Genomic DNA, 18,174 nt, shown 5'->3' on the forward strand with positions numbered 1-18,174 from the left:
CCCGCCACGCCGCCGCGGGATTGCCCCGGCCGGCGCCGGGGCGACAGACCATGTTCAGGAGCCTTGACGATGCGCGCCGAAGCGCAAGCCTATGCCGACCAGATCAACGATGCGCTCGCGCTGCTGCGCCGGTTCCTGGATTGGGACCGCGCGCTGCGCCGCCTCGATGAGCTGAACAACCGCGTCGAGGACCCGAAGCTGTGGGACGACCCCAAGGCCGCGCAGGAGGTGATGCGCGAACGCCGCCGGTTGGACGAGGCGATCACCGCCACCCGCGCGATCGAGACGGAGCTTTCCGACACGATCGAGCTGATGGAGATGGCCGAGGCCGAAGGCGACGATGCGATGGTCGACGAAGGCGTCGCCACGCTGGCCGCACTCGCCGAACGGGCCGAGCGGGACAAGGTGCAGGCGCTGCTGGCCGGCGAGGCCGATGCCAACAATGCCTATATCGAGGTGAATGCCGGGGCCGGCGGCACCGAGAGCCAGGATTGGGCCGGGATCCTGCAGCGCATGTATGCGCGCTGGGCCGAGCGCCACGGCATGAAGGTGGAGCTGATCGACTATCATGCGGGCGAGCAGGCGGGCATCAAGTCCGCCACGCTGATGATCCGCGGCGAGAACGCCTATGGCCACGCCAAGACGGAAAGCGGCGTCCACCGCCTCGTCCGCATCAGCCCCTATGATTCGGCGGCGCGCCGCCACACCAGCTTCGCCTCCGTCTGGGTCTATCCCGAGGTGGATGACGACATCGATATCGAGGTGCTGGACAAGGACCTGAAGATCGACACCTACCGATCGTCCGGCGCCGGCGGCCAGCACGTCAACACCACCGATTCGGCGGTGCGCATCACCCACATCCCCACCGGCATCATCGTCGCCTGCCAGAACCAGCGTTCGCAGCACAAGAACCGGGCCGAGGCGATGAAGCAGCTCAAGGCGCGCCTCTACGAGCAGGAATTGCAGCGCCGCGAGGCGGAGGCGAGCGCCGGCTATGAGGCGAAGACCGATATCGGCTGGGGCCACCAGATCCGGTCCTACGTGCTCCAGCCCTATCAGCTGGTGAAGGATCTGCGCACCGGCGTCACCTCCACCTCGCCATCGGACGTGCTCGATGGCGATCTCGATCCGTTCATGGCCGCCGCCCTTTCCCAGCGCGTGACCGGCGAGAAGGTCGAGGTAGAGGACGTCGAGTGAGGCTGAGGGCGCCGGCCATATTGCTGCTGGTCGCGCTGGCGGCCTGCACGCCGGCGGCACCCGGCAGCGATGCCGAGGTGAAGAGCAGCGATTTTCCCGCCGCCCATCGCCCGGTGGCGCCGATCGTCTCCAACCGCTACTCGAACGAGGATGATCGCGATCGCCTGCGCGAGGCCGATAATGTCATGACGCGCTCCGGCGTCGTGCGCGGCATGACGGTGGCGGATATCGGCGCGGGCGAGGGCTATTACACCATCCGCCTCGCCTCCCGAGTCGGCGAAGACGGCCGCGTGCTGGCGGAAGATATCGTGCCCGAGGTGCGCGACAGGCTGGCCGAGCGCGTCAATCGCGAGGCGATCGACAATGTCAGCGTCAAGCTGGGCGAGCCCGCCGATCCCAAGCTGCCGGAGGCGAGCTTCGACCGGATCTTCCTGGTGCACATGTATCACGAGATCGGCGCGCCCTATGAGTTCCTCTGGCGGATGCGCCCCGCGCTCCGCCCCGGCGGCCGCGTCGTCGTGGTCGATTCGAATCGCCCCACCGCCGAACATGGCACGCCGCCCGCGCTGCTCGATTGCGAGATGGCGGCCGTCGGCTATGCCCGCGTCGGCCGGCTGACCATGCCGTCGGCCGGCGGCTATATGGCGATGTATGAAGCCAGGGGCGAACGGCCCCGGCCAAGCGCGATCAAGCCCTGCATCCTTTCCACCAGCGCCCCCGGCACCCCCGCGCCGAAGAACCCGCACGACCGCTGACCGGCCGGCCGCCGGCACGCGGCTCCGTTATCCGCACCGGCGGAAGCCATTCCCTTCTGGACAGAATCGCAACGAACCGGCACCGGAGACAGCGCAGGCAGTCAGTCCGCGACCAGCGACACCTTGTCCGGGATCGATCTGCCAGCCGGGAGGACGTGGGGCGCCCTCCCGCCCTTTTTCCGACAGCCGATGCCGCGCGCAGCGCACGGCGACCACACCATTCGAAAGATCATCGTAAGATTGGAAGGCCCCCGATCCATCCGGGGGCGAGCGGCCCGCTCAGTGCGTCCGGCGCCGGCCAGGGAGGCGGGCTACCGCTGACGGCGGACAGGATGAATGGTCGGGGAGAGAGGATTCGAACCTCCGGCCCCTGCCTCCCGAAGACAGTGCTCTACCAGGCTGAGCTACTCCCCGACGCGGAGTGCAATCGCTGTTTTGTGCCTCTCGGGAAGGCGCGACTGCTTGCCAAGTCGGGCGCCTATAGGGGGGATTTTTCCGGCTTTCAAGCGCCTCGTGCAGCCAGCATGTCCGCAACCACCACGAATTTTTCGCGCGGGGCTCCGTCGCGCGCGCGCGCGGTCTCCGCCGCCTCGATTTTCTGCCAGTCGGCGAAGCTCACCTTGTCCGCCCCGCGCTCGGCCAGCAGCACGTCCAGCCCCTTGCCGCCGGCCTTGTTGGCGGGGGCGGGATGATCGGCGGCGATCTCCTCGGCGATCTTGTAGCCATCGGGACGATTCGTGCCGATCGTGCCGGTCGGCCCCCGCCTGGCCCAGCCGACGGCGTAGAGGTTGCCGCCGTCCACGGGCACGCGGCCCTCGCTGTTGGCGAATCGCCCGGCGCTCTCGTCATAGGGCACGCCGGGAATGGGCGGCGTGCGATAGCCGATGCAGGATACGACCAGCCCGCACGGGATCGCATAGGTTTCGCCCGTGCCTTCCACCTGCCCGTCGCCGATCGGCCGGGTGCGCTCGACGATCAGGCGTTCGACGCGGCCGTCGCCCTCGATCGCAATCGGCTTGGCGAAGAAATCGAAGTCGATCGCGACCTCCTTGTCCTGGGCGAGCGAGACGAAGCCGCGCAGATGGCCCATCGCCTTGCGCTGGCCCGGCTCGAGCGCGGCATCGGCCTCCACGGGCGGCAGATCGGCGGGGTCGACATGCGGCACGGCGCGCTGGAGGTGGCCGAGCTCGCCCAGCTCCTTCGGCGTCATCTGCATTTCGTGCGGGCCGCGGCGGCCCACCATCGTCACCCTGCGGATGGCCGAATTGCCCAGCGCCTCGAAGGCGTGGGCGACGATATCCGACCCGACGAACTCGGCCGGCGCCTTGGCGAGGATGCGCGTCACGTCCAGCGCGACATTGCCGTTGCCGATCACCACCGCGCCCTCGCAGTCGAGTGGCGGGTTGAGCCCGGCGAAATCGGGATGGCCGTTATACCAGCCGACGAAGGCTGCCGACCCGATGACGCCGGGCAGGTCGCCGCCGGGGATGCCGAGCGGGCGATCGACGGGTGCGCCGGTGGCGAGGATCACGGCGTCATAGAGGGCGATCAGCTCCGCCACCGTCACCTCGCCGCCGACGGTGATGTTGCCGACGAACCGGACATTGGGGTTGAGCGATACCTGCTCGTAGCGCTGGGATACCGCCTTGATCGACTGGTGATCCGGCGCGACGCCGAACCGGATGAGGCCGTAGGGCACGGGCAGACGATCGATGATGTCGATGCTCACCTGGTCGCCGAACTGCTTCTGGCAGGCTTCCGCCGTATAATAGCCCGCCGGGCCCGAACCGATGATCGCGATATGCCGCATATCGTTCGCCTCTCCAGTATTTTGGACGATGGTAACGCGGTGCGGGCGCGGCACAAGGGCCGTCCGGCGGGCGGCTGGCGATTGCATTTGCCAATATTACGTTTCAATGACAGCCGCGCATTCCCGAAGGAGCCCGTCCCATCCGCCAGATCGCTGCCTTGCCCTACCGTATCGAGGCGGACGGATCGGCGCGCGTGATGCTCATCACCTCCCGCGATACGGGGCGCTGGGTGATTCCCAAGGGCAATCCGATCCGCGGGCTCGACCCGCACCGCGCCGCCGCGCACGAGGCTTATGAGGAAGCGGGCGTATCGGGCATTCCCTGCCCGTCCGCGCTCGGCACCTATCGCTATCGCAAGAGAAAGAATAATGGCGAATCGCGCAACGCCACCGTCGCGGTCTTCCCGCTGGCGGTGCTGAAGCAGGCGGAAGAATGGCCGGAGCAGGATGAGCGCGAGACGCGATGGTTCACCCTGGCCGAGGCCGCGGATGCCGTCGCCGAGCCGCAACTGAAACAACTGATCGCCGGTTTCCGGGCGCCCGTCGCGCCCGCCGGCCTGCTGGAGCGCGGCCTCGCCTGCGTCCGCAATTGGGGAGCTACGATACCGATGCTGCGCTGGTTCCAGGCCTTGATGCCGAAACAGGGGCGCTTCTTCGAACAGTTCGAGGATCATGCCGCCACGCTGGTCGCCGGCGCCGACGCGCTCGCGCGGCTGCTGGAAGGCGGCGACGACATGGCGGACCATGTCCGCGAGATCTTCGAGCGCGAGCATGAAGCGGACGAGATCATCCGCGAGGTGCTGCAGGATGTGCGCCGTATCCTCATCACCCCGTTCGACCGCAGCGCCATCACCAGCCTGATCGGGGTGATGGACGATGCGATCGACCAGATGAACAAGACCGCCAAGGCGATCACCCTCTACGAGATCACCCGGTTCGAGCCGCAGATGCGCGACATGGCCGGTATCATCGTGGAGGCTGCGCGGATCACGGTGGAGGCGATGCCGCTGCTGCGGTCCGTCGGCACCAATGGCGGGCGGCTGCATGAGCTGACCGAACGGCTGGTCAGGATCGAAGGCCATGCCGACGAGATCCACGATGCCGGCCTGCGCGCGCTCTACCGCGCCCATATCGACAGCAAGCCGCTGGAATTCATCGTCGGGCGCGAAATCTACAGCCATCTGGAAAAGATCGTCGACCGGTTCGAGGACGTGGCCAACGAGATCCAGGGTCTCGTGATCGATCACGCCTGATCGCGCCGGACAATCATCATGGAAGCCGCTGCTCTTTCGCTGCCGCTGCTGATCGGGCTGATCGGCGTCGCCTTGCTGTTCGATTTCCTGAACGGCCTGCACGATGCCGCCAACTCGATCGCGACGATCGTCTCCACCCGGGTGCTCCGCCCGCAATATGCGGTGGTCTGGGCCGCCTTCTTCAACTTTATCGCCTTCCTTTTCTTCGGCCTGCATGTCGCTGAGACGGTGGGGCGCGGCATCGTCAGCGCGGAGATCGTCGATGCCCATGTGATCTTCGGCGCGCTGATGGGGGCGATATCGTGGAACCTCATCACCTGGGGGCTGGGCATCCCTTCCAGCAGCAGCCACGCGCTGATCGGCGGCCTTCTGGGCGCCGGCACCGCCAAGGCGGGGCTGCACGCGGTGGTGTGGAGCGGCGTGTTCAAGACGGCCGCCGCCATCGTGCTGTCGCCCACCATCGGCCTGGTGCTGGCGCTGGTGCTGGTGCTCATCACCTCATGGGCGTTCGTGAAGGCCACGCCCACGCTTGCCGATCGCTGGTTCCGCAAGCTCCAGCTCGTCTCGGCATCGCTCTATTCGCTCGGCCATGGCGGCAATGACGCGCAGAAGACGATGGGGATCATCGCCGTGCTGCTTTATTCGCAGGGGATGCTGAGCGGCGGATTCCACGTGCCTTTCTGGGTGGTGATAAGCTGCCAGGCGGCGATGGGGCTGGGCACGCTGATGGGCGGATGGAAGATCGTCCACACCATGGGATCGAAGATCACCCGCCTCACCCCGGCGCAGGGCTTCTGCGCGGAAACGGGCGGCGCGCTCACCCTGTTCGGCGCGACATGGCTGGGGGTGCCGGTATCGACCACGCACACCATCACCGGTGCGATCGTCGGTGTGGGATCGGCACGGCGCATGTCGGCCGTGCGCTGGAACATCGCCAGCCGCATCGTCGTCGCCTGGGTGGTGACGCTGCCGGCGGCGGCCGCGATCGGCGCGCTCTTCTACTGGCTGGCGGGTCTTTTCGCCTGGTGACCGGAAACAGGCGGGCGACCTCGGGGCCGCCCGCCTGCCCGATCAGTTGGCCGCCTTGGGCGCCGCGGCCGATGCGTCGGCGGGCAGGCCGCCGAGCTGGGTGACCAGCTTGGTATAGGCATCGAGATAGGCGAGCACGATCACCTGGCCGATCTCGGTATTCTCATAACCGCCGCCGCCGGCGCCGAAGGCACCGCCGCTGAACAGGCCGGCGCCGGCGCCGAAGCCCAGATCCTGCTTGCGGGCATAGCCTTCGATCAGCGCCTCTTCCTCGGTGGTGCGGGCGTTGACGACCGAAAGCGTGACGTTGGCTTCCTTCTTCTTGATCGAAAGGCCGCCGGCCAGCGCGCCGAACGTGTTGCGGCCGAGGACGCCGCCCAGCAGGCCGCCCAGCGCATTGCCGCCGGCATTGTTGTTGGAACTCACGATATCCGGCTGCAGGAAATAATCGGCGGCCTTCACCTGGCCCTTGCCGATATTGGACTTGGCCTGAAGCTCGCCGGAATCGGCCAGCGCGCGCTCCATGTTGCGGCTGGCGAGCGATCGGCCGCGATTGACCAGCGTGAAGCAGCCCGATTTCTGGACGAACGTCTTGATGATCGCCTCGGGGCTGCCGAGGCTCAGTTCACGCCACCACTGATTCTCGGGCTCGACGATGGCGATGGTGCCCAGCTTGCGGGTGCAGACGGGGATCTCCGCCTGCTTGGCGGTCTGCTGCTTGCGGGCCGAGGATTGCGCCTGGGCCGCGGGCGGCAGCAGGGCCACGCTGGCCAACGCGCCAGCGAGCAACATGATCTTCTTCACAACAAATGCCTCCCAGTTATGCGACCCCCGATAACGCCTGCGCGTTAACACCAACCCCTTAACGGATTTTGTGACGCGGGTCACATGCCGGCGGATTTCACATATCTTTGGCAAGCGGCCTGCTTGATGCTATCGGCGGCGCCAATTCCATCCATCCCAGAAGATCGGCCCTTTCCGTGACCCCGCTCGACCGTATCCGCAATTTCTCGATCATCGCGCATATCGACCATGGCAAGTCGACGCTGGCCGACCGCCTGATCCAGCGCACCGGCGGGCTTTCGGACCGCGAGATGTCCGCCCAGGTCCTCGACAACATGGATATCGAGAAGGAGCGCGGCATCACCATCAAGGCGCAGACCGTGCGCCTCGATTATACCGCGAAGGACGGGCAGAGCTATGTCCTGAACCTGATGGACACGCCGGGGCACGTGGACTTCGCCTATGAGGTCTCGCGCAGCCTCGCCGCCTGCGAGGGCGCGCTGCTGGTGGTGGACGCGGCGCAGGGCGTGGAGGCGCAGACGCTGGCCAACGTCTACCAGTCGATCGAGCATGATCACGAGATCGTGCCCGTCATCAACAAGATCGACCTGCCGGCCGCCGAGCCCGAGAAGGTGCGCGAGGAGATCGAGGAGGTGATCGGCCTCGATGCATCGGGCGCGGTGCTGGCGTCGGCCAAGTCGGGCATCGGCATCGACGACATTCTCGAGGCGATCGTCGCCAAGATCCCGCCGCCCAAGGGCGATGCGACCGCGCCACTCAAGGCGATGCTGGTGGATAGCTGGTATGATCCCTATCTGGGCGTCGTCATCCTGATCCGCGTGATCGACGGCGTGATCCGCAAGGGCCAGCAGATCAAGTTCATGCAGGCCGGCACCACCCATCTGGTCGATCGCGTCGGCTGCTTCCGCCCGAAGATCGAGCAGCTCGGCGATCTCGGCCCCGGCGAGGTCGGCTTCATCACCGCCCAGATCAAGGAAGTGTCGCAGACCGCCGTCGGCGATACCATCACCGATGCGAAGAAGCCGGCGGCCGAGCCGCTGCCCGGCTTCAAGGAAGTGCAGTCGGTGGTGTTCTGCGGCCTCTTCCCGGTCGACGCCAATGATTTCGAGAAATTGCGCGAATCGATCTCCAAGCTGCGCCTCAACGACGCCTCGTTCAGCTTCGAGATGGAGACGTCCGCCGCGCTGGGCTTCGGCTTCCGCTGCGGCTTCCTCGGCCTGCTCCACCTGGAGATCATCCAGGAGCGGCTGACCCGCGAATATGATCTCGACCTCATCACCACCGCGCCGTCGGTGGTCTATCGCCTGCTGCTCACCCGTTCGGCGGGCGAGGCGGAGGCGCGGACGATCGAGCTGCACAACCCCGCCGACATGCCCGATCCCAACAAGATCGAAATGATCGAGGAGCCGTGGATCGAGGCGACGATCTACGTGCCCGACGAATATCTGGGCAGCATCCTCAAGCTCTGCCAGGATCGGCGCGGCATCCAGAAGAACCTGACTTATGTGGGCGGCCGCGCGCAGGTGACCTACGAGCTGCCGCTGAACGAAGTGGTGTTCGATTTCTACGATCGCCTGAAATCGATCACGCGCGGCTATGCCAGCTTCGACTATCACCAGATCGGCTATCGCGAGGGCGATCTCGTGAAGATGTCGATCCTCGTCAACAACGAGCCGGTCGATGCGCTCAGCATGATCGTCCACCGCGCCGCCGCCGAGGCGCGGGGCCGCCACATGTGCGAGCGGCTGAAGGACCTGATCCCCCGCCACATGTTCAAGATCCCGATCCAGGCGGCGATCGGCGGCAAGGTGATCGCGCGCGAGACGATCGCGGCGCTGCGCAAGGACGTGACCGCCAAATGCTATGGCGGCGACGCGACCCGCAAACGCAAGCTTCTGGAAAAGCAGAAGGAAGGCAAGAAGCGGATGCGCGAATATGGTTCGGTCAGCATCCCGCAGGAAGCCTTCATCGCCGCGCTGCGCATGGGTGATGAGGGATAAGGGGTGACGAGGGATAAGGCGCCCGGTTTCAGGCGCTTTTCCTGAGGCCCGATCGCACGCCGCCCATCTGCCAGATGAGGAGCGCCGGCACGCCGATCGCGATGTCCCGCGCCCGCTTGACGAGCGACAGCGCCACCGCCGCCTCCGGCCCGATGCCGAAGATCGGGCCGAGCAGGATATAACCCGCCTCCTGGATGCCGATCGCGCCCGGCACCACGAAGGCGGCGCTGCGCAGCGCGAAGATCAGGCTTTCCAGCGCTATGATGTGCCAGATCGTCTGATGCTCCCCCATCAGCCGCAGGGTGAGCCAGGCCGAGGCCGCGCTCCCCGCCCAGGCGAGCAGGTTGAAGAAGAAGGAGGCGAGGATCGCGCGCCGCACCCGGTAATAGCGCGTCAGTTCGGCCACCACCGCATCCACCGCCACCTCCGCCCTGGGCAGCATCCGCCGGGCGAGGAAGGCGAGGAAGCGCAGCGCCGGCACCTGCAGAAGGGCGAAGGCGATCGTCACCGCCACGGCCACGCCCGCGCCGATCAGCGTCAGCGTGCGCAGCGATCGCATCGCATCGGCGTCCAGCAGGATCGCCCCCAGCATCCACAGGCCGAACAGGGTGAACAGCAATTGCGCCGCCATCTCGGTGGTGAGGTCGACGATGATCGAGGCATAGACCCGCGTCGCCGGCAGGCCGCGGCCGATCAGCGTCCACGCCCCTACCACGATGCCGCCGATCTGGGAAAAGGGCAGCAGGTCGCTCGCCCCTTCGCGCGTCGTCCGCGCCCAGGTGAAGAGCGGCAGGCGGCGGAAGGATGCGTCCGGCATCGCCGTCAGCCAGGCCGCGCCCAGCAGGCCCAGCACCGCGAAGGAACAGGCGATCAGCAGCAGGAAGCCGCCGATGCCCAGCCGGCCGGCGGCGGCCATGATGTCGCCCAGCCCCGCCCGGCCGATCGCCCAGAGCGCGATGGCGAGCCCGATCGCGGTCGCCGCCAGCAGCGGCCAGCGGAACGGGACCTTCACGATCGCATGAAGCGCAGCACGAAGCGGATCGCGCCGGGCACGAAGCGCGGCCGGATCAGGCGGCGGTCATAAGGGGCCAGCCGCCGGTCGTTTTCGGCAAGGCAGATGCGGGCCAGCTCGGGAAAGCTGATTTCCACGCCCAGTTCCTTGGAACCGTTGAGCGTGAAATTATTCTCCTGCGCCTTGGTGTTGCTGCCCATGCCCTTGGCCATGTCGATCCGCTCGAGGATCAGCACGATCCACACTGCGATCACCTTCAGCTCGAACCAAGGCCGGCGCCACCAGGGCATGTTGCGCCGCCACCAGGCCACCCAGTTGACGAAGAACAGGATATGGCGCCCTTCCTCGCGCATCACCGGCTCGAACGTGTCGACCAGCTCCGGCGGAAAAAAGCCCGATCTGCGGGCGACATCGAACAGGCCGAATCCGAAGAAGCTGTCGATGCATTCGGAATATCCGGTGCGCATGAAGGCGAATTCGGGATCGCGCGGGCGGCGATATTCGGGCTCGGGCGCCAGTTCGATCCCATAGGCCTGCACCATATCGGCCAGCACCAGCTTGTGGCGGCTCTCCTCGAAGGCGTTCATCATGATCGCTTCCTTGAGGAGGGGGTCGGAAACCGCCTCGCCGAAGGTGCGCACGTTCATGCCGGCCCGGCCCTCGGTGGCGACGGCGATGTCCCAGATCGGCAGCGAGGTGATCTTGCCCTGCGTGTCCGCGTCCAGCTTCGGCCATTCGATAAGCGCGGGGCGGTAGGGATCATGGGTATCCAGCAGGGTGCGGCAGAACAGCGTCTTGTGCGTCTCGCTGCCCAACGGCGCCGGGGCGCCCCCGGCTGCGGCGGCGGGGGCAAGGGCGCTCATGCTCTCCATCAGGCCGCGACCCTTTCTTCCTCGAAATCGGTGAAGCTGCCCAGCCGTGCGCCCGACAGGCGAAGCGCGGCGCGCGTCCGCTCGTCCACCAGCGCCGCCAGCTCGGCCTCATAATCGTAACCCGGCGCATGGCCGGCAAAGCCGGCCTCGGTCGCGGGATGGAGATAGATTTCGGTGAGGCCTGGCGGCAGATGCTCGATCAGGCCCGTCAGCCGCCTGACATGCATATGGCCGGACCAGCGCAGGCCGAACACCTGATCGGGCACGATCAGCCCCGCCGACGCGAAGCGCGCCTGCAGCGTCCGCGCCCATGGCGCGGCGACGCGGTCGGCCAGCCGGCCGGGACTGGCCGGCTCCACCTCGGCCAGCGGCTCGGGCGGTTCCACCGGCGCGCGCACGGCGCGCAGGCCGAAACGCGCGCCGATTTCCACGATCAGGCCGGCGATGGTCGGGTGCAGGTGGAAATGCTTGTGGGCGTTCACATGATCCAGCTTCAGCCCGGTCGCGCCGAAGGCGATGAACTGCGCCTCGATCTCCTCGGCAAGCTGGCGCCGCACGGCGGGGCGGAAGAAGAAGTCCACGCCCGCGCGCACCATGTTGGCGCGGAATCGGCCGTCGCCATCGATCAGATCGGGCACGCGATCGGGCGGCAAGGTGGGCCGGCCGTCGACCAGCACCAGATGCAGGCCCACGCCCAGCATGGGCAGCTTGCGCGCGGTGGCGATCGCGTCGGTCGCGGCCTCGCCCGCCACCATCAGGCTGGTCGCGGTCAGCACGCCTTCGCGATGCGCGCGCTCCACGGCGCGGTTCACCGCGATCGACGCGCCGAAATCGTCGGCGGTTATCACCAGCCTCCTGGCCGCGTGCGGCGCGGGCGCGGCCTCGCCCGGCTCGGTGCCGGCCCAGCCCGGCCCATGGGCGGGGGGGCGGGACAAGGTGCCGGCCGGGGCGGCTGCATGGGCGGGAAAGCGCATCGTCCCGCCCCCCTTCAGGCCACCGCTTCCTTGCGCTGGCGCAGGAAGCGGAAGAATTCCACCCCTTCGCGCAGCCGCCGCTTCATCATGTCCTGGTCGCGGATCATCTCGCCCACGATCGCGCCGATCTTGCGCGGGCGGAAGTAGAAGCGCTTGTAGAAATCCTCGACCGACGCGAAGATCTCCGTGCTGTTCAGGTGCGGGTAGCTCAACTGGGCGATCTGGTTGCCATGGTCGGTCAGCAGATGGTCCGTCCCGTCGAACCAGCCATTCTCCGTCGCCTGCCGGTAGAGGAAGGTGCCCGGATAGGGCGCGGCCAGCGATACCTGGATGGTGTGGGGGTTGATCTCCTGCGCGTAGCGGATCGTCTCCTCGATCGTCTCCTTCGTCTCGCCGGGCAGGCCCAGGATGAAGGTGCCGTGGATGACGATGCCCAGCGCGTGGCAATCCTTGGTGAACTGCCGGGCGACATCGACGCGCAGGCCCTTCTTGATATTGTGCAGGATCTTCTGGTTGCCGCTTTCATAGCCGACCAGCAGCAGGCGCAGCCCGTTGTCCTTCATTACCTTCAGCGTATCATAGGGCACGTTGGCCTTGGCGTTGCAGGACCAGGTGACGCCCAGCTTGCCCAGCTCGCGGGCCAGCGCCTCGACGCGCGGCGCGTTATCGGTCAGCGTGTCGTCGTCGAAGAATATCTCCTTCACCTGCGGCATTTCCCGCATCACATATTTCACCTCCTCGATCACATGGCCGATCGATCGGGTGCGGTAATTATGGCCGCCCACGGTCTGCGGCCACAGGCAGAAGGTGCAGCGGCTCTTGCAGCCGCGCCCGGTGTAGAAGCTCACATAGGGATGCTTCAGATAGCCGCCGAAATATTTCTCGATCACGAGGTCGCGCTTGTAGATCGGGCTGACGAAGGGCAGCGCGTCCATATCCTCCAGCACCGGCCGGTCGTCATTATGGACGATCACCCCCTGCGCGTTGCGATAGCTGATGCCCTTGATCGATGCCCAGTTCTGGCCGTCGGCGACGTCCTTGATCGTGAAGTCGAATTCGTTGCGGGCGACGAAGTCGATCGCCTCGGACGCCGCCAGGCTTTCCTGCGCCTGCACCGCCACCTTGGCGCCGATCAGGCCGATCTTCAGGTCGGGATTCAGCGCCTTCAGCATCTCCGCCGTCTTCACGTCCTGCCGGAAGGAAGGGGTGGAGGTGTGGAGGATCACCAGGTCGCGCGCATAGGCTTCGTGCTTGATGTCGTCGAAGGAAAGGTCGTGGGCGGGGGCGTCGATCAGCTTCGATCCCTCCACCAGCGCCGCCGGCTGGGCGAGCCAGGTGGGATACCAGAAGGACCGGACCTCGCGCTTCATCTGGTAGCGCGCGCCGGCGCCGCCGTCATAACCGTCGAAGGAGGGGGCTTGCAGAAAAAGCGAGCGCATCACGTCAGATACTCCGTATCCGCCGACATCCGACCATCCTTCCCTAGCCGAAATCTTCCTCCCCGCCAATCGATTGAGCGGACGGCGAAGGCGCCGAGAAAGAGGATGAAGGAAAGGATGTCGCGCAGCGGCAACAGCGCGATCGGCGCGGTGCGGCGGCCGGCGAGGCGGTCGATGCGGAGCGCGAGGGCGAGGCGCGCGGCCAGCGCTGCGGCGACCAGCCACAAATTCAGGCCGAGAAGAGCGAGCGGCAGCGGATGGGTGACGATGCTGCCGGCATAGCCCCATGGGTCGAGCCCGCGGATGGTGGCGTTCCAGCGCAGCTCGTGGCGGGTGAGGGCGGCAAGGCTCGTCTCGGCGCAGCCATGGGTGACGATGAGGCGCGGTATCGCCACTTCGCAGCCCGCCGCGCGGGCGGCGGCACCGATGGCGTGGTCGTCCGCCAGCACGTCGGCGAAGGGGGCGAAGCCGCCGATGCGGTCCAGCGTTTCGCGGCGCATCGCGATGGTCGATCCCATGCACGGCCGGGCGCGCCCGGTGGCGAGGCCGACGATGACGGACGGCAGGAACTGCCAGCTGATGCCGGCGGCGGCGATGCGGGACCAGGCACCGGCATCGCCCCGCCCGGCATAGAGGCAGGTGGCGATCATGCCGGCAGGCGCGATCGTGGCGACGATGCGGGAGATATAATCGGGCGGCACCGCGATATCGCTGTCGCTCAGGATGATGATGTCGCCGCTGGCGTCGGACATCATGTTGATCAGATTGGATATCTTGCCGTTGCTGCCGTGGCGCGCGCGATCGGCGCGCACCCCCACCGGCCCGTCGATCGCGCGGGCCACGGCGGCCGCCGGATCGGCCGGGTCGTGCACGCCGCAGACGATCTCCACCGCGCCGCGATAATCCTGCTCCACGAAGCTGCGGAGATTTTCGGCCAGCAGCGGCTCGGCGCCGTGGAGCGGCTTCAGGATCGTGACGGGCGGGCCGTTTTCCGGCGGTATCGGCGCGGATTTCCAGCGTCCGGCAAGGATCGTCGCGGCCAATGTATAGAGGATGCCGGCGACGGCGAGGCATTGCGGCAGCAGGAGCGCGGTCATCGTCACGCGATCGACTGTAGACCGCGCCGCCATCTTTTCACATACTTCCTCGCAGGCCTGGGCCGGAACCGGGCGACCGAGGAGGCGATGCTGGCCGATCGCGGGAAGACCATTTTGGTGACGGGCGTTTCCGGCTTCGTCGGCGCGGCGGTGGCGCGGGCCTTCGCCGGCGCCGGCTATGCGGTGCGCGGCCTCGCGCGCGAAACGAGCGCGCCTGCGAATCTCAGGGACTTTCCGGGCGAGATCGTGCGCGGCGACATCCGCGACGCCGCCGCCATGCGCGCCGCGCTCCGGGGCGTGGACGGGCTGGCGCACGTCGCCGCCGACTATCGCCTGTGGGCGGCGGACCCGGAGGAGATCGTCCGCAACAATCGCGAAGGCACGCGCACCGTGATGGAGGCGGCGCTGGCGGCCGGAACGCCGCGCATCGTCTATACCAGCAGCGTCGCCACGCTGGCGCCCGACGCCGGCCGCCCGGCGGACGAGGACCGGCCGCTCGACGAAGCGGCGGCGATCGGCGCCTACAAGCGCAGCAAGGTCGCCGCCGAACGGCTGGTGGAGGCGATGGTGGCGGCGCGCGGCCTGCCCGCGGTGATCGTCAACCCCTCCACCCCGATCGGCCCGCGCGACGTGAAGCCCACGCCCACCGGCCGCATCCTGATCGAGGCCGCGCGGGGCCGGATGCCGGCCTTCGTCGACACGGGGCTGAACCTGGTCCATGTTGACGACGTGGCCGAAGGCCATGTCGCCGCATTCGAGCGGGGGCGGGCCGGGCGCCGTTACATATTGGGCGGCGAGGACGTGAGCTTGCGGACGATGCTGACGGACATTGCGGGCCTCACCGGCCGCCGGCCGCCGCGCCTCAACCTGCCGCGCGGGCCGCTCTATCCGCTGGCCTGGGGGGCGGAGCTGGTGTCGCGCCTGTCGGGCCGCGAGCCCTTCCTCACCCGCGATGCGCTGAAGATGTCGCGCCACGCCATGTTCTACAGCTCGGCCAGGGCGGCGGCGGAGCTGGGCTATCGCGCCCGGCCCTATCGCGACGCGATCGGCGATGCGATCGCCTGGTTCCGGCGCGAGGGCATGATCGCATGACGATATTGGCCGCCATCAGCCTGGGCCTGTGGATCTATCTGCTGGCGGGGCATGGCGGTTTCTGGCGCGCGGCCGAGACGGACGAGGCGGCTGCCCCCGATCCGGCGAACTGGCCGGCGGTGGCGGCGGTGGTGCCGGCGCGCGACGAGGCGGCGGTGATCGGCCGGACGATCGCCGGCCTGCTGGCGCAGGATTATCCCGGCGATTTCCGTATCCTGCTGGTGGACGACGGCAGCAGCGACGGCACCGCCCGGATCGCGCGGGAAGCGGCCGCCGCCACGGGGCGGGGGGACCGGCTGGAGATCGTGCCCGGCAGCCCGCCGCCCGCCGGCTGGACGGGCAAGCTCTGGGCGATGGAGCAGGGCATCGCCCGTGCCGGCGGCGCGCGCTGGCTGTGGCTGACCGACGCCGATATCGCCCACGCCCCCGATACGCTCCGGTCGCTGGTGGCGCGCGGCGAGGCGGAAGGGCTGGCGCTCTGTTCGCTGATGGCGCGGCTCAGCACCGCCAATGCCGCCGAACGCGCGCTGATCCCGGCCTTCGTGCTGTTCTTCCAGATGCTCTATCCCTTCGCGCGGGTGAACCGGGCGGGATCGCCGGTTGCCGCCGCTGCCGGCGGCTGCATGCTGGCGCGCGCCGATGCGCTGGCGCAGGCGGGCGGCATCCCCGCCATCGCCGCCCATATCATCGACGATTGCGCGCTGGGCCGGGCGATGAAGCGGCAGGGGCCGATCCGCCTGATGCTGACGCGCCGATCGGTGAGCATCCGCCCCTATGGCGGCTGGCGGGAGATCGGCGCCATGATCGCGCGGTCGGCCTATGCCCAGCTCCGTTATTCGCCTTGGCTGCTGGCAGGCACGCTGCTGGGCCTGGCGCTGGTCTTCCTGGTGCCGCCGCTGGCTGCAGCATTCGCCGCCGGGCCGGGCCGGGCGATGGGGATCGCCGCCTGGGCGCTGATGGCGATCGCCTTCCAGCCGATGCTGCGTTTCTACGGCCGGTCGCCCCTGTGGGGGCCGCTGCTGCCGGCGATCGCGGCTTTCTATGCCGGCGCCACCGCGCTGTCGGCCTTGGCGCATGCACGCGGGCGCGGCGGCATGTGGAAGGGACGCGCGCAGGCGCGGCTGGGCGCATGACCGCGCTGGCGGAACAGGCGCCAAGGGCGGCGGGCGCGGCGGCGCTGGCATCGGGCAAGGGCCATAAGGACGAGAATTTCCCGGTCGCCTCGCTGCTGATCCGGCCGGAGCATCGCGCGCCGATCATGGCCTTCTACCGCTTCGCGCGGGCGGCGGACGACGTGGCCGATCACCCCACGGCGCCGCCTGTCGAAAAGCTCGCCCGGCTGGAGGCGATGCGCGCGGGCCTGACCGGCGAAAGCGATGCCGATCCCGCCGCCGGGGCGCTGCGCGCGGCGCTGGCCGGGCGCGGGCTGGATGCGGGCCACGCGCTCGATCTGCTGGAGGCGTTCCGCCGCGACGTGACGGTGAACCGCTATGCCGATTGGGACGCGCTGATCGATTATTGCCGATATTCGGCGATGCCGGTCGGCCGCTTCGTGCTGGATGTGCATGGCGAGGATCGCGCGCTGTGGCCGGCGTCGGATGCGCTGTGCGCGGCGCTGCAGGTCATCAACCACCTGCAGGATTGCGGGAAGGATTATCGCGCGATCGATCGGGTCTATCTGCCCGCCGATCGGCTGGCCGCGCATGGCGCCACCGTCGATATGCTCGCTGCCCCCCGAGCGGCCCCGGCGCTGAAGGCGGCGATCGGCGAGGCGGCGGGTGAGGCGGAGGCGCTGCTCGCCCGGTCGGCCGGTTTCGCCCGCGCCATCGCCGATCGGCGGCTGGGCATGGAGGTGGCGGCGATCCAGCGGCTGGCGGAAAGCCTTGCGGCGCGGCTGCGCCGTCGCGATCCGCTGGCCGAAAAGGTCCACCATGGCAGGATGGAGGCGTTGATGATCGCTGGACGCGCGGCACTGGGCCGGATGATCGCGCGGAGCGGGCGGGCATGACCGCCACCAGCCTCGCCACGCAGGGCCGGGCGGCCGGCAGCTCCTTCTATGCCGGCATGCGCGTGCTGCCGCGCCCTGAACGCGAGGCGATGTATGCCATCTACGCCTTCTGCCGCGAGGTGGACGATATCGCCGACGACCAGCGTGGGGATCGTGCCGCCCGCGCCGCCGCGCTGGATGCGTGGCGCGGCGATATCGCCCGGCTCTATGCCGGCGGCGATCCGGGGCAGGCGCATTATCTGGCGCTGGCCGTCCGCCACTTCGATCTCGCGCGGGCGGATTTCGATGCGGTGATCGCCGGCATGGCGATGGACGTGGCGGGCGACATATGCTGCCCCGACGCGGCCGATCTCGATCTCTATTGCGATCGCGTGGCATCCGCCGTGGGGCGGCTTTCGGTGCGGGTGTTCGGCATGGAGGAAGCGCCGGGGCTGGCGCTGGCCCACCATCTCGGCCGCGCCCTGCAGCTCACCAACATCCTGCGCGACGTGGATGAGGATGCGGCGATCGGCCGGGTCTATCTGCCGGCCGAGGCGCTGGCGGCGGCCGGGCTGCCATTGGGCGATATCGCCGCGATCACCGCCGATCCCCGGATCGATCGCGCCTGCCGGGCGGTGGCGGCGGAGGCGCGCCAGCATTTCGATGCCGCGCGGCGCATATTGGCGGCCCGGCCGCGCGGCCACCTGATCGCCCCCCGGCTGATGGCGGGCGCCTATGGCGTGCTGCTGGATCGCATGGAGGCGGCGGGCTGGGCGCCGCCGCGCCGCCGGGTGCGGCACAACCGGCTGGCGATCCTGGGGATGATGATCCGCCTCAGGCTGCTGCGGTAGGG

Annotated in this window: 16 protein-coding genes and 1 tRNA gene; 9 read left to right on the forward strand and 8 right to left on the reverse strand. The window is 68.3% G+C overall.

Going from position 1 to position 18,174, the window contains the following annotated elements; genetic code table 11:
- Window positions 1-69: 69 nt before the first annotated feature.
- On the forward strand, window positions 70-1,197 hold the full coding sequence (gene prfB / locus CV103_RS11445; RefSeq protein WP_107394984.1) for a peptide chain release factor 2: 1,128 nt from the start codon (window positions 70-72) through the stop codon (window positions 1,195-1,197).
- The gene (locus CV103_RS11450; RefSeq protein ID WP_107394985.1) at window positions 1,194-1,952 is read left to right on the forward strand and encodes a class I SAM-dependent methyltransferase; all 759 of its coding nucleotides are present in this window, start codon (window positions 1,194-1,196) and stop codon (window positions 1,950-1,952) included. The genes prfB and CV103_RS11450 overlap by 4 nt, the downstream gene beginning before the upstream one ends.
- Window positions 1,953-2,289: 337 nt before the next feature.
- On the opposite strand, the gene CV103_RS11455 is transcribed toward CV103_RS11450, so the two are convergent.
- Together CV103_RS11455 and CV103_RS11460 are read right to left on the reverse strand one after the other, a co-directional pair.
- A tRNA-Pro gene (locus CV103_RS11455) sits at window positions 2,290-2,366 on the reverse strand.
- A gap of 88 nt (window positions 2,367-2,454) precedes the next feature.
- Window positions 2,455-3,762 (reverse strand): FAD-dependent oxidoreductase, encoded by a 1,308-nt coding sequence (locus tag CV103_RS11460; RefSeq protein ID WP_107394986.1) that lies wholly within the window; start codon window positions 3,760-3,762, stop codon window positions 2,455-2,457.
- A gap of 140 nt (window positions 3,763-3,902) precedes the next feature.
- Between CV103_RS11460 and CV103_RS11465 the strand changes: the two genes are divergently transcribed.
- Both CV103_RS11465 and CV103_RS11470 read left to right on the forward strand, forming a co-directional pair.
- Window positions 3,903-5,015 carry a DUF47 family protein gene (locus CV103_RS11465; RefSeq protein WP_041864859.1) on the forward strand — a complete coding sequence of 371 codons (1,113 nt, stop codon included), beginning with the start codon at window positions 3,903-3,905 and terminating at the stop codon, window positions 5,013-5,015.
- A gap of 18 nt (window positions 5,016-5,033) precedes the next feature.
- On the forward strand, window positions 5,034-6,044 hold the full coding sequence (locus CV103_RS11470; protein WP_070935146.1) for an inorganic phosphate transporter: 1,011 nt from the start codon (window positions 5,034-5,036) through the stop codon (window positions 6,042-6,044).
- 42 nt (window positions 6,045-6,086) lie between these two features.
- Here the strand turns inward: CV103_RS11470 and CV103_RS11475 are convergent, their stop codons facing one another.
- Window positions 6,087-6,836: a CsgG/HfaB family protein gene (locus CV103_RS11475; RefSeq protein ID WP_041865292.1), complete on the reverse strand. Its 750-nt coding sequence runs from the start codon at window positions 6,834-6,836 to the stop codon at window positions 6,087-6,089.
- A 188-nt stretch (window positions 6,837-7,024) separates the two neighbouring features.
- On the opposite strand from CV103_RS11475, the gene lepA reads away from it, so the two are divergent.
- Window positions 7,025-8,848 carry a translation elongation factor 4 gene (lepA, locus tag CV103_RS11480; protein WP_015458573.1) on the forward strand — a complete coding sequence of 608 codons (1,824 nt, stop codon included), beginning with the start codon at window positions 7,025-7,027 and terminating at the stop codon, window positions 8,846-8,848.
- 28 nt (window positions 8,849-8,876) lie between these two features.
- On the opposite strand, the gene CV103_RS11485 is transcribed toward lepA, so the two are convergent.
- From CV103_RS11485 to hpnI, 5 genes are read right to left on the reverse strand one after another with little or no spacing between them, the layout of a single operon-like run.
- Window positions 8,877-9,860 carry a lysylphosphatidylglycerol synthase domain-containing protein gene (locus CV103_RS11485; protein WP_107394987.1) on the reverse strand — a complete coding sequence of 328 codons (984 nt, stop codon included), beginning with the start codon at window positions 9,858-9,860 and terminating at the stop codon, window positions 8,877-8,879.
- On the reverse strand, window positions 9,857-10,732 hold the full coding sequence (locus CV103_RS11490; RefSeq protein WP_107394988.1) for an aminomethyltransferase: 876 nt from the start codon (window positions 10,730-10,732) through the stop codon (window positions 9,857-9,859). Before CV103_RS11490 ends, CV103_RS11485 begins: the two co-directional genes overlap by 4 nt.
- Complete coding sequence (gene hpnK, locus CV103_RS11495; RefSeq protein ID WP_245896782.1) at window positions 10,732-11,706, reverse strand: hopanoid biosynthesis-associated protein HpnK; 975 nt, start codon at window positions 11,704-11,706, stop codon at window positions 10,732-10,734. The genes CV103_RS11490 and hpnK overlap by 1 nt, the downstream gene beginning before the upstream one ends.
- A gap of 14 nt (window positions 11,707-11,720) precedes the next feature.
- Window positions 11,721-13,148, reverse strand: a complete 1,428-nt coding sequence (gene hpnJ / locus CV103_RS11500; protein WP_015458569.1) for a hopanoid biosynthesis associated radical SAM protein HpnJ — start codon at window positions 13,146-13,148, stop codon at window positions 11,721-11,723.
- On the reverse strand, window positions 13,145-14,275 hold the full coding sequence (gene hpnI / locus CV103_RS11505; RefSeq protein ID WP_107394989.1) for a bacteriohopanetetrol glucosamine biosynthesis glycosyltransferase HpnI: 1,131 nt from the start codon (window positions 14,273-14,275) through the stop codon (window positions 13,145-13,147). Before hpnI ends, hpnJ begins: the two co-directional genes overlap by 4 nt.
- 54 nt (window positions 14,276-14,329) lie before the next feature.
- On the opposite strand from hpnI, the gene hpnA reads away from it, so the two are divergent.
- From hpnA to hpnD, 4 genes are read left to right on the forward strand one after another with little or no spacing between them, the layout of a single operon-like run.
- Window positions 14,330-15,334, forward strand: coding sequence for a hopanoid-associated sugar epimerase (gene hpnA / locus CV103_RS11510; protein ID WP_015458567.1), 1,005 nt, complete (start codon window positions 14,330-14,332; stop codon window positions 15,332-15,334).
- Complete coding sequence (locus CV103_RS11515) at window positions 15,331-16,467, forward strand: glycosyltransferase (RefSeq protein ID WP_107394990.1); 1,137 nt, start codon at window positions 15,331-15,333, stop codon at window positions 16,465-16,467. The genes hpnA and CV103_RS11515 overlap by 4 nt, the downstream gene beginning before the upstream one ends.
- Window positions 16,464-17,342 carry a squalene synthase HpnC gene (gene hpnC / locus CV103_RS11520; RefSeq protein ID WP_107394991.1) on the forward strand — a complete coding sequence of 293 codons (879 nt, stop codon included), beginning with the start codon at window positions 16,464-16,466 and terminating at the stop codon, window positions 17,340-17,342. Before CV103_RS11515 ends, hpnC begins: the two co-directional genes overlap by 4 nt.
- Window positions 17,339-18,172, forward strand: a complete 834-nt coding sequence (hpnD, locus tag CV103_RS11525; protein WP_107394992.1) for a presqualene diphosphate synthase HpnD — start codon at window positions 17,339-17,341, stop codon at window positions 18,170-18,172. Before hpnC ends, hpnD begins: the two co-directional genes overlap by 4 nt.
- Window positions 18,173-18,174: the final 2 nt, after the last annotated feature.

Origin of the sequence: Edaphosphingomonas fennica, assembly GCF_003034225.1 — a bacterium.
Lineage (GTDB): Bacteria > Pseudomonadota > Alphaproteobacteria > Sphingomonadales > Sphingomonadaceae > Sphingomonas_E > Sphingomonas_E fennica.